A 14,276-nucleotide genomic window follows, 5' to 3' on the forward strand; every position below is an offset into this window, starting at 1 on the left:
TGTTTTGGCTTGGTACTGGTAATTTATACAGTGCTCTGGCATTATTAGCATTATTAATAAATAACAATAATGAGAGTGCTGTTTGGCCATTATTTTAGGGATCGATCCGGGCTCGCGTTTAACGGGTTACGGTGTGGTTGCGCACCAAGGTGCTAAGTTTACATACTTAGGCAGTGGCTGTATTAAATTAGCCGATCATGACTTTCCCACCCGACTTAAAATGATCTACCAAGGTATTACGCAGCTTATAGAGCAGTTTTCGCCTGAAACCTTTGCCATAGAAAAAGTATTTATGGCACATAACCCCGATTCTGCTTTAAAGCTTGGGCAAGCCCGTGGTGCTGCCATTGTGGGGGCCTCTATGGCCGACTTACCGGTGTTTGAATACTCTGCACGGCAAATAAAGCAAGCCGTGGTGGGTAACGGTGGAGCAGATAAATCGCAAGTGCAACATATGGTTAAAAATATACTTAAACTGCCAGGTACGCCGCAAGCCGATGCAGCAGATGCACTCGCGATTGCAATTTGCCATGCTCACTCTGAACAAAATTTAATAAAACTAGCGGGTAGCGCAAGCAAAACCGTTAGAGGACGTCTAAGGAAATAACAATGATAGGTCGCTTAAACGGCGTGTTAGTTGAAAAACAGCCCCCAGAAATATTATTAGAAGTGAGTGGCGTTGGCTACGAAGTACAAATGCCAATGACCTGTTTTTATGATTTACCCAAAGTGGGCGACAACGCCATTGTGTACACTCACTTTGTTGTACGCGAAGACGCACAGTTATTGTTTGGCTTTAATAATAAAACCGAACGAGCCTTATTTCGAGAGCTGTTAAAAGCCAATGGCGTAGGACCTAAGTTGGGTTTAGCTATTTTGTCGGGTATGTCGGCGCAGCAGTTTGTAAGTTGCGTAAATAATGAAGACGCTACCGCCTTGGTTAAACTGCCAGGGGTAGGTAAAAAAACCGCCGAGCGCTTAGTGCTCGAAATGAAAGACCGATTAAAGAATTGGGGCAACGACTTATTTACCCCATTTAGCGACAGCGCCGTAATAGAGCCTGCGAGCGATGCAACTATAGCTAATAATGCGGCCGATGATGCGGTTTCGGCGTTAGTGGCGCTCGGTTATAAATTGCCACAAGCGCAAAAAGCAGTAAAATCAGTAAGCAAACCCGATATGTCGACTGAGGTTCTAATTAAAGAATCTTTGAAATCAATGCTGTGAGTAAATTATGATCGAAGCTGATCGCTTAATAGATGCTGCTGAAAAAACCAATGAAGACACCATAGATCGTGCTATTAGGCCTAAGTTACTGGCCGATTATCGTGGTCAGCCGCATGTTAAGCAACAAATGGAAATATTTATTGAAGCTGCGCGTAGCCGCAGTGAAGCGTTGGATCATTTATTAATATTTGGCCCGCCAGGCTTAGGTAAAACCACGCTTGCTAATATTGTAGCAAATGAATTAAGCGTAAATATTAAAACGACCTCGGGCCCTGTACTTGAAAAAGCCGGCGATTTAGCTGCATTGCTTACTAATCTTGAAGAAGGTGATGTACTGTTTATTGATGAAATTCACCGCTTAAGCCCACAAGTAGAAGAAATACTTTACCCTGCAATGGAAGATTACCAACTCGATATAATGATAGGTGAGGGGCCTGCAGCACGCTCTATTAAGCTTGATTTACCTGCATTTACCTTAATTGGCGCAACCACGCGTGCGGGCTCATTAACCTCACCACTGCGTGATCGCTTTGGTATTGTACAGCGTTTAGAGTTTTATTCTGTTGAGGATTTGTCGCATATAGTGGGGCGCTCAGCGCATTACCTTGATTTAGAAATGTGTGACGATGGCGCAGCTGAAATTGCCAAGCGCTCTCGTGGCACACCGCGTATAGCAAACCGTTTATTGCGTCGCGTGCGCGATTACACCCAAGTTAAATCAGATGGTACGGTTAATGCCGAGGTTGCTCAACAAGCCCTCGATATGATTGATGTTGATAAAAGCGGCTTTGATTACATGGACCGTAAATATTTACTCGCCATCATCGAAAAATTTATGGGTGGCCCGGTTGGCCTTGACAACCTAGCCGCTGCCATAGGCGAAGAAAAAGAAACCATAGAAGATGTGATTGAACCGTTTTTAATTCAACAAGGGTTTATTCAGCGCACGCCTCGCGGACGAATTGTGTCGGATAATGCGTATCATCATTTTGGTTTACTTCCCAAGCAAGACTAATTAGCAGCCTGAGATAGATTTATTATCCAGAGTTTAGGTTAAATACTAAAGCCATTGTCTTTTTAACGACAGTGGCTTTTTTGTATGAGCAAACATTACGTATTTTACTTTGCCAATAATTCACAGAGCGTTAAGACATACCAGGCTATTGTTCGACTGCTTATTTAGCCCGAGTTGAGATGGTTTGATAAATTGTGGGCAAAAAAAAGCCCGCAAATAATGCGGGCAAACAACAAGTTTAAGGAAGTAATCTAGGGAACTACGTTTTACTTGTTGAGGTCATACCCCAAGAAGTAAAAAAGTAATACGAAATAAATCATATTACGAAGAACTGGATTCAATGAAATAGCTTTCATTTAATGCGCTAGCTCGGTATGGGAGAATAATACCGAAGCGACACAATTTGTTCAAACTAGAAAATTTATATTTTCAGATTAAAAAAACTAATAGCAGCGGTTTTTTGTTTTTGCTTATTGTTGCATGTTAATTAATCATTAATTCTATAAGTTAATGAAATGCTTTGTTTATGTATATTAACATATTAACGTTCGGTATTAGTTTTACTATTACGTTAAGGTAAGCATGTGCTGGTTATGAGTGCTTATGCATTAATTTTGAATAAACAGCGCATTTTGTCACTCTTTAGTGAAACTAAGCGCGCTTCCATAAAGCTTTGTTGTTATTTATTTATACAGTAGAACAAGAGTTAAGTAGTAAATATTGAGTAAAGCTGTTTTTTTTAACGTTTTTTGTTGTCTATTCACAGCAATATCGTTGTCAGCAGTAAATACACTAGATACACTAGCAAAACTTTAATGGTGGCTAATGTATTGCTAAGTTACCTTACTCAAATAAATCAATTTGATGTTTTTAATTATTTAGGAGTTTAACGTGGGATCAGGGCTTAATTTTTTAGATCTAATTCTAGAAGCCAGTTTGCTTGTGCAATTAGTAATGCTAGCGTTGGTTGCTATGTCGGTTATGTCATGGGCTATTATTTTTCAACGTAAAAAAGCCATCTCTGACGCCTTAGCAAATGCCAAAAAATTTGAGCAACGTTTTTGGTCTGGTGTTGACCTAAGTAAACTATATAACGAAATCTCTTCTCGCGGTGGCCAGTCTGCTGGTATTGAGGCGTTATTTACCTCAGGCTTTAAAGAGTTTGCACGTCATAAAAAAAATACTTTTCAAAGTGCGGGCATTGTAATGGAAGGCACACACCGTTCAATGCGGGTTGCGCTTTCTCGCGAAATAGAAAAACTAGAATCAAGCCTATCGTTTTTAGCAACGGTCGGTTCAATTAGCCCTTACATCGGCTTATTTGGTACGGTGTGGGGTATTATGAATGCCTTTATTGCCTTAGGTGAGGTAAAGCAAGCGACCTTACAAATGGTTGCTCCTGGTATAGCAGAGGCACTAATTGCTACAGCAATGGGTTTATTTGCGGCAATTCCAGCCGTTATTGCTTACAACCGCTTTGCTAACAAAGTTGAAAAGTTAGAATCTCACTATATTAACTTTATGGAAGAATTTGCCAATATCTTACACCGTCAAGCAGCTACCCAAATAGAGGCTCAAGCGAATGTACCAGCGTAAAAAGCGTCGCCCAGTCGCAGAAATTAATGTAGTACCATACATTGATGTAATGTTGGTGCTGCTTATTATATTTATGGCCACTGCGCCGTTAATTACTCATGGTGTAAAAGTAGACCTGCCAAAAATGGAAGAGTCGGACTTAGTCGATACCAAAGACACGCCACCCATTATTGCTTCTATTGATGCCGATGGTAAGTATTATGTGAGTGTCGGTACCGATCCTGAGGAGCCGATGGAAGCATTAGATGTAGCCGCAGTAATTAAGCTACAACTAATGAAAAACCCAGATGTGCCTGTGATGATCAAAGGCTCGGGTAAAGTGTCGTATCAGGAAGTGTTACTGTTAATGGACTTTTTAAAAAATGCAGGTGTACCGTCGGTAGGATTAATGACCGAATCCTTTGAGGGGACCAAGTAACTGTATGAGTAGTTCATTAATTAAATCAGTATTGCTGCATTTAGCGTTAGGCGGGTTTTTGTATGCATCAGCAAACATTCATCCTCCTAAACCTAAAGTAATGGAAGTGACGCTTAATGCGGCTATTCCTGAACCAGAGAAAGCGGTTTCAGCGGTTACGGTTGATCAAAAGCAAGTTGAGCAAAAAATAGCTGAGCTTAAAAAGAAAGAAGATGATAAAAAGCGTGCTGAAGATAAACGCATTCGAGATTTAGAACGCAGAGCTGCCGATGCACGTAAACAGCGTGAAGCTGAAGCAAGACGCATTAAAAAGCTTGAACAGCAGCGCAAAGCGAAAGAAAAAGAAACCGCAGAGGCGCAAGCACAAGCTAAAAAAGCCCGTGAAATAGAACAACGCGAGCGAGCAAAAGCGAAGCAAGCCGAAAAGCAAAAGCAAGAAGCTGAAAACGCAGCAAAAGCGGCTGCCGATAAACGCAAAGCGGAAGAAGCGGCACTTAAAAAAGCCGAACAAGAGCGTAAAAAGCGCGCTGAAGAAGCAGAACGTAAACGTCAGCAAGCATTGCAAGAACAAATGCTGCAAGAGCAGCTTGCCAAAGAGCAGGCGGCACGTAATAAAATACGTCAACAGCAAGTAGTGAGTGAAGTTGATAAATTCCGCGCATTAATTATGGCGCGTATTCAACAAAACTTATTAATTGATGAAAAAATGAAAAACCAGCAATGCCGCATTAACATCCGTCTTGGATTTAATGGGCTGGTAACACAAGTTAAATCGTTAGGCGGTGATAAGTTAGTATGTGAGGCTGCATTAAGAGCTGTTCGCATGGCCGACACATTACCGGTATCTAAAGATAAAGACGTATTCGAGCAACTAAAGAATATTAATATAACCATCGCGCCAGAGTTTTAAGGGATGACATGTTTAACAAAATTAAAATAGCCTGTTTAGTTTTAATATTAGGATTTCAGGGTGTTGCACATGCGGCACTTGAAATTGTTATTACTGAAGGTATTGACGGCGCAAGACCGATTGCGATTGTGCCATTTAAATACCAAGGTATTGGTCCTATTCCACAGCAGCTAAGTGATGTAATTGCTGCCGATTTAATGCGCAGCGGTAAGTTTAAGCCTGTGAGTGTGTCTCAAATGCCACAACAGCCTCACAAAGATGCTGATATTGATTACGGTGCTTGGGTAAATCAAGGTGTAGAAGCTGTATTGGTTGGTGAAGTAGAGCAGCAAACCAATGGACGCTATTTAGTGCGTTATGAGTTGGTTGATGTTATTCGCGGCCAAATCACTGGCGGTGAAACACAAATGATGAGCAACGGTAAGCTGGTTCAAAGCCAAGACCATATCTTAGAAGCGCGCCAAAGCGTGATCGGTGAAACCGGCTTTCGCCGTTACTCGCACCGCATCAGTGATGTAATTTATGAAAAACTAACCGGTGAAAAGGGCGCGTTTTTAACTAAAATAGCCTATGTTATTGTTCGTGATACTGACGAAAAGCCTTATCAGTTAGTGGTTGCTGACTACGATGGCTTTAATGAACAAGTGTTATTGCGCTCAAAAGAGCCATTAATGTCGCCAGTATGGTCGCCTGATGGTACTAAATTAGCGTATGTAACGTTTGAAAATCGCCAGAGCCAAATTTTTATTCAAGACATTTATACCGGTAAACGTGAACTGATCACCAGCTATAAAGGAATTAACGGTGCGCCGCAGTTCTCGCCAGACGGTAAAAAGCTACTGTTAGTGCTATCAAAAGATAAAACTGGTGCAACTGAGGTTTACTTATTAGACTTACTAACGCGTAAAGAGACCCGATTAACACGCCATCGTAGTATAGATACCGAACCTTCGTGGTACCCAAATGGTCAAGATATAGTATTTACGTCGGAAAGGGGTGGTAATGCTCAGATTTATAAGTTAAATTTAAAAACTGGCAGATCTCAAAGATTAACCTTTGACGGTGACATGAACCTAGCGGGTTCTATTTCACCAGACGGGAAAGAATTAGTGATGGTAAACCGTACTAACGGACAGTATCATCTTGCTAAGAAAGAGTTGGCTACAGGTGCGTTCCAAGTTTTAACTCGAACTCGCCTTGATGAATCGCCGAGCATAGCGCCAAATGGCTCGATGATTATATACAGCACGCTCCATAATAATAAACAGGTACTTGCGCTAGTATCGATGGACGGCCGTTTTAAAGCACGCTTACCTGTGCTTGATGGACAAGTGAAGGCACCGGCTTGGTCGCCATATTTACAGTAATAATTGCTGGTTTACTCAAAATAGGAATCTACTCAATGCAACTTAACAAAATACTTAAAGGCCTGCTAATTGCTGTGCCAGTAATGACACTAGCAGCTTGTAGCTCATCTTCAGATATCGATGAAAATGCAGCCAACCAGTCTAACCAAGCAACTGTTGAGCAAACAACAACTGATACAGTTGAAGTAGCAACAATGACGCCAGAGCAACAAGCTGAAGAGCAACTTCGTCAAAAGTACGAAGCGCTTCGTCAAGAGCAAATCATTTACTTTGGTTTTGACACTGCAACGATTCAAGGTCAATACGGCGAGCTACTTCGTGCACACGCTGAGTTTTTAGTTAAAAATCCTTCTGTTAAAGTATTAATCGAAGGCCACGCAGATGAGCGCGGTACGCCAGAGTACAACATTGCACTTGGTGAGCACCGTGGACAAGCAGTTGAAAAATACCTACAAAGCTTAGGTGTTTCTGCAAGCCAAATGTCAGTAGTTAGCTACGGTGAAGAGAAGCCAATGGTTAAATCTCGCACTGAAGAAGCTTTCGCTAAAAACCGCCGTGCGGTACTAGTTTACTAAGATAAGAGATATTATGAAGCCGAAAATTATTTTGGCAGCCATGATATTGAGCGGGAGCACCCAGTTAATGGCTGCTCCCGCTCCTGTTTCAGAAGCTGCAAGTTCACAGTCGAGCATTGAAAAGCGTTTAGCAACCCTTGAAAGCATGATGCAACAACGTAATTTCTTACAAGTAGAGTTACAGCAACAGCTTAACTTACTGCAAGATGAAGTGAGTCAAATTCGCGGTGTTACCGAAGAGCAAAGCTATAAACTTGAAAAGGTATTGCAGCGCCAGCGCGAGCTTTATCAAGAAATAGAAAACCGTGTTAGCCAAGCATATGCTAAGCCGGCTACTCCAGCGCCTACAACAGACTACACGCAACCAGGTAGCGATCAGAGCTACAGCAGTGATTTATCTGAAAACGAAGCGTACGAGCGTGCTGTTGCGCTTATAATGAAAGATAAGCGCTATGACCAAGCTATTCCAGAATTTCAAGCGTTCTTAACAACGTATCCAAATTCAGTGTACACCTCAAACGCACATTATTGGCTTGGGCAATTATTAACGATTAAAAATGACGGTGTAAAAGCAGCCGAGCATTTCAAAGTAGTTGTTAACGAATTTCCAAACTCAAATAAGCGCCCAGATGCAATGTTAAAGCTTGGTACACTTTTACAAGAGCAAGGGTTAAAGGCTGAAGCGCAAAAAATACTGAATGAGCTAATCAATCAGTACCCAAGTACAACTGCTGCTAAACTAGCCACAGATCGCTTATCAAAATAAATGTTGATGCTTGATTAGACTGCTTTTTGTCATAAGCGGTCTAAATTTGCTCAACTAGACATAAAAACTTAAAAAAAGAGACAATTTCGGTTGCACTCATTTTATAAATAAGTATTATAAGCGCCCGCAGCAAACGAATGGTAACCCCACTCGAAATGCGACAAAAAGAGCGGGTCATTAGCTCAGTTGGTAGAGCAGTGGACTTTTAATCCATTGGTCGATGGTTCAAGTCCATCATGACCCACCATTCTTTATTGTTAATAAAGTTTGGTCTTTAATCGGCGGATTTACGTAAAGTGTTAACAAACACACAGAGCGGGTCATTAGCTCAGTTGGTAGAGCAGTGGACTTTTAATCCATTGGTCGATGGTTCAAGTCCATCATGACCCACCATTCTTTACTGAATGGCTATAATCGGCGGATTTACGCAACCTTACTTTTTATAAGTAAACCAGAGCGGGTCATTAGCTCAGTTGGTAGAGCAGTGGACTTTTAATCCATTGGTCGATGGTTCAAGTCCATCATGACCCACCATTCTTTACTGAATGGTTATAGTCGGCGGATTTACGCAGCCTTACTTTTTATAAGTAAACCAGAGCGGGTCATTAGCTCAGTTGGTAGAGCAGTGGACTTTTAATCCATTGGTCGATGGTTCAAGTCCATCATGACCCACCATTCTTTATTGAGTGGTTATAATCGGCGGATTTACGCAGCCTTACTTTTTATAAGTAAACCAGAGCGGGTCATTAGCTCAGTTGGTAGAGCAGTGGACTTTTAATCCATTGGTCGATGGTTCAAGTCCATCATGACCCACCACTTCTGGTACACTTCTCCGTATAATATATTTCTTAGTATCTCCCTTATTTTTATTTATAAACTGCCTGACTAGATTGCTATTATTTAGCGTTCGTTTCTCGTATAATTTGCGCTATTAATTGCACTGTAAATAAAGTGGTCGAGAACATGAGTTTAGCTCAAACTATTATGCCTGAAGGTTATATTTTCCCTCCTAAGCCGGCACCGTTAACACAAGACGAAAAAGGCGAATATAAAGCGCGTATAAAACAATTACTGCAAGAGAAAAACGCGGTACTTGTTGCTCATTATTACACTGATCCTGAAATTCAAGCACTTGCTGAAGAAACGGGCGGCTGTGTAGCCGATTCACTCGAAATGGCGCGTTTTGGCGCTCGCCATGAAGCCGATATGATCATCGTCGCGGGTGTACGTTTTATGGGTGAGACTGCTAAAATTTTAACCCCTAACAAAACTGTGGTGATGCCTACACTTGAAGCGACTTGTTCATTAGATATTGGTTGCCCAGTGGATGAGTTTTCAGCGTTTTGTGATCAACACCCAGACCGTAAAGTGGTAGTGTATGCTAACACTTCTACCGCGGTTAAAGCGCGTGCTGATTGGATAGTTACCTCATCGTGTGCACTTGAAATAGTAGAGCACTTAGATGAGCAAGGCGAAAAAATCATTTGGGGCCCAGATAAGCATTTAGGCAGTTATATTCAAAAGAATACTGGCGCCGATATGATCATGTGGAACGGCGCATGTATTGTACATGATGAGTTCAAAACCAAAGCGCTAAAAGACTTTAAAGTCTTGCATCCAGATGCAGGCGTATTGGTGCATCCAGAATCACCGGCTGAAATTGTTGAACTCGCTGATGCTGTTGGCTCTACTAGCCAGCTTATTAAAGCAGCGCAAACTATGCCGAATAAAAAGTTTATTGTGGCGACCGATCGCGGTATCTTTTATAAAATGCAGCAACTATGCCCAGATAAAGAGTTTTTTGAAGCGCCAACGGCTGGTAGCGGCGCTACATGTAAAACTTGCGCTCACTGCCCTTGGATGGCAATGAACGGCTTACAAGCGATTGAGGAAGCACTGATTGATGCTAGCGGTAAAGAAGTGTTTGTTGATATGGATTTGCGTGAAGGCGCACTTAAATCATTAAATCGCATGCTAGATTTTACAGCCAATATGGCAAAATAATAAATAGCAATATAATGCATTAGATAAAGGCGATACTCAGGTATCGCCTTTTTATTTGCTTATGAGTAGTTAGTTTGATTATTGAGCAGTTAAAAGCATGATGTTAAAAAGGCCTTGCACCAAGCAAGTGTATTTCATACTATAGCGCGCTGTTGCAAAGCAACATTGTGGAGAGATGGCTGAGTGGCTGAAGGCGCACGCCTGGAAAGTGTGTTTAGGTTAATCCCTAACGAGGGTTCGAATCCCTCTCTCTCCACCATTATTCTATATTAGGACGTCTCAGGGCGTCCTTTTTTGTGCCTGTAATAAAGTTAAGCGTGTTGGCTTTGTACTTGGCGTTTGTTTTTACGCTGATGTTTTAATGTATACATTCGTTGGTCGGCTAGGGTTAAGCAGGCTTTGTAGTCATTACATTCCTCACTACTAGCTAAGCCATAGCTCACGCCTGATAACGGCCAATGTTTTTGAACTTGTTGATGAATATAGTTTAACGACTCGTTGATGCTCAGGGTGAGTTGGGCGAGCTGTTGTGCTGACTGAACGTTACACACACAAATAAACTCATCACCGCCGGTTCTGCATACCTCGCCTTTGTCGGCTAACGCATTTTGTATTAACCGCGTAACCTCAATGAGTAGCTTGTCACCGTGAGCATGACCTAGGTGATCGTTAACGCTTTTAATATTGTCGCAATCTATAAACACAATGAGATAAAAATTATCTAAGTTATCGAGCTTTTCTTGTAATTGCAGCCGGTTTCCTACTTTGGTGAGTGGGTCTATGCGTGATAGCTCTAGCGCTTTTATAAAATTATTTTGCTTTATTTTTAGCCATTCAGATAAAGAAAGTAAAATACAGATACAATCAATGGCCAGAGCAATAAGTACCCATAATTCAGGTGAACTTATTTCTATTAAATTTAGGTGCGATAAAATAAAAATAACTAAGGACAAGCTATAAACAAGGTTGCCAGTTAAAAAATATTTCGCTCTAAAGTCTTTCATCCCCAGCATTGTAAAGCCCAGTTTTAAGCTTAAATACACCCAAATGGCAGCAAGGAAATGAGCTAAATAAAACACCCAATGAAAGGGTAAAAAGGGGTTTAAAAAACCACAGGCAAGTGCGGTTATGGAGAAGTATTTTAAAAATCGGCTAATACCAGTGCGGGTATGTTGGTCAAAGTTAAATAAGTAATAGGCAAATGAACTGGCACAAGCAATAGCAAAGGCAAAAATATACATGCCAAAGTAATGGGTGTTAATTGCGTGGTAATTAAAAAGTAACGCAACTACCCCCGCGGCGAATGCCCAACCAATGCCGTGTAATCCTATATAACCTGCACAAAATAATGCCACGCGATGTCGTGTTTTAAAAAACATGATCAAGGCCATGCAAGCCAAGGTCAGCATTATAGTAATAGACACTAAGCTTAATGAATTGATATAAAACTGAAGTTTAATAAACCTAGATTGAGGAATAACATTAATGCTGACAGGTTTAGCAAAGTGTTTAGCATTAACATAAAGCCATAAAACACCGTGTGAATTAGCTTCTAGTTGTAATTCAAAAGCTCGGCTGTGCATTACAATGGCTGATGGGCTGGCACTATCTTGCGAAAAATCAGCGACTTTTCTGATCCCACTAGTATCTTGATAAAAAGCAACGCCACTATCTAAATAATTAATTTGGGGGATTATATACCAGCGACCTGCGCTCTCTGTGGTTAAACTGATTTTTGCTATTGCACTGCCATGGGCACTATACAGCGAAGTGACGGGAGTACTTACATTGTTATAAGCATTAATGAGTTGCTCACCTTGGGTTGGTTTAGCTAAATCTACTTGATGCCACATAGCTGACTTTAGTTGTAAGCTGTCATTTTGATTTAATGCTACAGCAAAAGCATTAAAACTAATGGTTTGAAATAGTAAACAACATATAAAATTGAAAGTGTACCGCATGTAATACCTAAGTTAGTTACCGGTAAAAATTGTACTGCATTTTTAACAGAATAATTATTGCTATGACCGCTTTAGCGTATTCTTGCTTTATAGTTACTAACTTTAATCACTAAACGGTGAGCTGTTATTATAAAAATATAGTTAATGATTAATTAAAGGGTTAATAATTTATCTAGTTTGGCTATTGAGCAATATTTATGACAAAAATACTCTTTAAGGTTTACGCTCGTGTAGACGTGTGATTAGTTTCTGATTGATTTACATGAATTTGATATTCATAGCGATGAATGATTATAAATCGCTATGCAAAAGGAGATACTTATGACTATTTTATTTAAAGTTATGCTCCATAATTTTATCTGATAACGCGCTAAGTATATCGACTACTTTAAAGCTTGCTTGCTCCATAAGAGATACTTTTTCAACAGCAGTATTGAGATCGCCTAATTGGAATGCTTCTAGAGCAGCAAAGCCATTTTTGTGGACATCTGCATGTGGTTTCTCTAATGCTTTGAAGTCGTTAATGCTTGAATATTTTAATGCACCTTCACCTTGATAGTACCATTGACCTAAACGGCACATGGTATGATCAGAAAAGTCTTCTGCCGTCTTGTTTGATTGACCTAAAATGACTTTATAAATATCGTATTTCCATACAATATGGTCCATTTTTACTGTTTGAATAAATGCATCCGCACTTGAATTAACAATAACGCTATACATATTTTGTGATAGTTCAACCACCTTTTTAGCAGTAGTATCAATTTCTAATGAGCTATTTGCAATGCCATCACTTTCTTCGCTAACGTTAGTAATGTTAGTTACAACGCTTTGCATTTGCTCATTAACCTTATCTATTAAATTAGATATCTCGTTAGATGCCTCAGAAGAGCGTTGAGCAAGCGTTCTCACTTCATCTGCGACGACTGCAAACCCTCGCCCTTGCTCTCCCGCTCTTGCTGCCTCAATGGCTGCATTAAGTGCGAGTAAATTTGTTTGATCAGAAATCCCTTTAATTATGTTTACAAAATCATTAATGCCGATTGTTACTGACTGCAATTCTTTAACGGATTTAGAGGCGGACTTTGTATCTCTTGAGATATTATGTGTTGACGATGAAGTCGTTGCTAACATATCTAAAATTGTATCAAGTAATTCTTGGGATGACTTAAATGACGTAATATCATTGATTAGTTTATGTGAAGTTGAGGCTAAGCTTTCTCTGATATCACTAATTAAATCAGATGACTGCAATGATAAGGTATTTAATTCACGCTGTTTTACAAATGCCGTATCGTTTGCTATTTCATTGTGGTTTAGTTGTGATTTCTCGCTGTTTACTGCTAATAATTGCTCCTCAAGTTTTTCATTGGCTTTTTTTAATTGCATTAACTCGTTATTTAACTCGTTAATTTTGTTTTTATATTTTGAATTGAACAGCATGTAGACCCCAATTTAAACACGGAAAATAAACGTTATATTTTTTATTAAATTTACCTGATTATAGATTACATAATTCGATTTTTAACAGGGCTGGAATTAATGTCCACCCAAATCGATTTTTATAAGAGTAAGTTACAACACAATAATAGATGCTTTATAACTTTTTGGTAAAAAACTTTTCATTTCATGCTTATAACAAACTTATTTAAAATGGTCACTATTTTAGAGGTTAGGGTCTGTTGACCTTTCAAGGTTGGATTTGCAGCAGTCTGTTTGGTATTTAGGCAAGGCAGCGCCTATGTGGTTTATTCCCCATAAATAGGCGATAACGCAGTATCCATGCCAAACAGGCGCTGCCCGAAGGGTTCTGCCTAGGGGCTATTTATTCTTTGTTGCCTACATGGATGTAGGTAAGGGGCGTGTGCAGGACGCGGAAGTTTTGCTCGGTTATGACTTGTTCTTACTAGGATGTAAGCCAGTAGAATAACGCAGGAGCAGTTATCGAGCCTACTAGGTTACAACCCTTGTGCCGCGATTAAATCGCCCCTAGCTTGAACAAATTTTAATCTGAAAAGATTAACAGGCCCTAATATTTTCTAATTGATTTATTCAACTGCGTTTGAAATTCATCAGGAAATAAAATTGTGCCGTCGTCTTCTTCGGTAGGGAACACGGCAACTAGTAAGTCGTCTTCTTCAAGGCCTGGCGTCCAGCGGCTAAACCAATCTGCTGTTGGAATTGCTTTTGGTGTACATCCTTCCCATTCACCGGTTGCCCATGCTTGTGCAAACTCACGGGTTGGCCATACGGGTACGCAATCGTCGTCTTCGTTAGTGAGCATTACGCAGCCGTCGTCATCGTTTAAAATCCACACTTGCTTAAACTGTTGCACAGTTTCGTACATGTATGCGAGTCGTTTTTTTGCGCCAAGACCTAAAATTACGTCGTCTTGCTTTGATAAATTGTCAGTGGTCATTTTTGGCTCTCTCTCACT

Annotated in this window: 13 protein-coding genes and 6 tRNA genes; 16 read left to right on the forward strand and 3 right to left on the reverse strand. The window is 40.4% G+C overall.

All coding sequences use genetic code 11. The annotated features are described in order from the left end of the window. The first annotated feature begins 82 nt into the window (after window positions 1–82). The 16 genes from ruvC (at window position 83) to FLM47_RS05985 (ending at window position 10,137) form a co-directional block, all read left to right on the forward strand. Entirely contained in the window at window positions 83–607 is a 525-nt protein-coding gene (gene ruvC / locus FLM47_RS05910) for a crossover junction endodeoxyribonuclease RuvC (RefSeq protein WP_008114131.1), read from the forward strand. A 2-nt stretch (window positions 608–609) separates the two neighbouring features. Continuing rightward, entirely contained in the window at window positions 610–1,227 is a 618-nt protein-coding gene (gene ruvA / locus FLM47_RS05915; RefSeq protein WP_008114133.1) for a Holliday junction branch migration protein RuvA, read from the forward strand. A 7-nt stretch (window positions 1,228–1,234) separates the two neighbouring features. Continuing rightward, a complete protein-coding gene (gene ruvB, locus FLM47_RS05920; RefSeq protein ID WP_178955684.1) occupies window positions 1,235–2,242 on the forward strand; it encodes a Holliday junction branch migration DNA helicase RuvB in 1,008 nt (335 codons plus the stop codon). Between the two features lie 891 nt (window positions 2,243–3,133). After that, window positions 3,134–3,838 (forward strand): protein TolQ, encoded by a 705-nt coding sequence (gene tolQ, locus FLM47_RS05925; protein WP_008114137.1) that lies wholly within the window; start codon window positions 3,134–3,136, stop codon window positions 3,836–3,838. Next, entirely contained in the window at window positions 3,825–4,256 is a 432-nt protein-coding gene (gene tolR, locus FLM47_RS05930) for a protein TolR (RefSeq protein ID WP_008114139.1), read from the forward strand. The genes tolQ and tolR overlap by 14 nt, the downstream gene beginning before the upstream one ends. Window positions 4,257–4,260: 4 nt before the next feature. Beyond that, on the forward strand, window positions 4,261–5,166 hold the full coding sequence (gene tolA / locus FLM47_RS05935) for a cell envelope integrity protein TolA (RefSeq protein ID WP_138608872.1): 906 nt from the start codon (window positions 4,261–4,263) through the stop codon (window positions 5,164–5,166). 8 nt (window positions 5,167–5,174) lie between these two features. Then, on the forward strand, window positions 5,175–6,533 hold the full coding sequence (tolB, locus tag FLM47_RS05940) for a Tol-Pal system beta propeller repeat protein TolB (RefSeq protein WP_075169407.1): 1,359 nt from the start codon (window positions 5,175–5,177) through the stop codon (window positions 6,531–6,533). Window positions 6,534–6,568: 35 nt separating this feature from the next. After that, window positions 6,569–7,108: a peptidoglycan-associated lipoprotein Pal gene (gene pal / locus FLM47_RS05945; RefSeq protein ID WP_138608874.1), complete on the forward strand. Its 540-nt coding sequence runs from the start codon at window positions 6,569–6,571 to the stop codon at window positions 7,106–7,108. A gap of 13 nt (window positions 7,109–7,121) precedes the next feature. Then, window positions 7,122–7,874, forward strand: coding sequence for a tol-pal system protein YbgF (ybgF, locus tag FLM47_RS05950; RefSeq protein WP_010392784.1), 753 nt, complete (start codon window positions 7,122–7,124; stop codon window positions 7,872–7,874). A gap of 171 nt (window positions 7,875–8,045) precedes the next feature. Next, a tRNA-Lys gene (locus FLM47_RS05955) sits at window positions 8,046–8,121 on the forward strand. 70 nt (window positions 8,122–8,191) lie between these two features. Further along, window positions 8,192–8,267 (forward strand) — tRNA-Lys (locus tag FLM47_RS05960). 65 nt (window positions 8,268–8,332) lie between these two features. Continuing rightward, window positions 8,333–8,408: transfer RNA gene (locus FLM47_RS05965), tRNA-Lys, on the forward strand. A gap of 65 nt (window positions 8,409–8,473) precedes the next feature. Continuing rightward, a tRNA-Lys gene (locus FLM47_RS05970) sits at window positions 8,474–8,549 on the forward strand. Window positions 8,550–8,614: 65 nt separating this feature from the next. Further along, a tRNA-Lys gene (locus tag FLM47_RS05975) sits at window positions 8,615–8,690 on the forward strand. Between the two features lie 147 nt (window positions 8,691–8,837). Continuing rightward, entirely contained in the window at window positions 8,838–9,878 is a 1,041-nt protein-coding gene (gene nadA / locus FLM47_RS05980) for a quinolinate synthase NadA (RefSeq protein ID WP_008466811.1), read from the forward strand. Window positions 9,879–10,047: 169 nt separating this feature from the next. Further along, a tRNA-Ser gene (locus FLM47_RS05985) sits at window positions 10,048–10,137 on the forward strand. Between the two features lie 52 nt (window positions 10,138–10,189). On the opposite strand, the gene FLM47_RS05990 is transcribed toward FLM47_RS05985, so the two are convergent. The 3 genes from FLM47_RS05990 to FLM47_RS06000 form a co-directional block, all read right to left on the reverse strand. Further along, window positions 10,190–11,839, reverse strand: a complete 1,650-nt coding sequence (locus FLM47_RS05990) for a diguanylate cyclase (RefSeq protein WP_178955685.1) — start codon at window positions 11,837–11,839, stop codon at window positions 10,190–10,192. A 330-nt stretch (window positions 11,840–12,169) separates the two neighbouring features. Next, entirely contained in the window at window positions 12,170–13,282 is a 1,113-nt protein-coding gene (locus FLM47_RS05995) for a methyl-accepting chemotaxis protein (RefSeq protein WP_138609272.1), read from the reverse strand. A gap of 586 nt (window positions 13,283–13,868) precedes the next feature. Next, window positions 13,869–14,258 carry a DUF2750 domain-containing protein gene (locus FLM47_RS06000; RefSeq protein WP_138609064.1) on the reverse strand — a complete coding sequence of 130 codons (390 nt, stop codon included), beginning with the start codon at window positions 14,256–14,258 and terminating at the stop codon, window positions 13,869–13,871. Between the last annotated feature and the right edge of the window lie 18 nt (window positions 14,259–14,276).

Origin of the sequence: Pseudoalteromonas sp. Scap06 (genome assembly GCF_013394165.1) — a bacterium.
Lineage (GTDB): Bacteria > Pseudomonadota > Gammaproteobacteria > Enterobacterales > Alteromonadaceae > Pseudoalteromonas.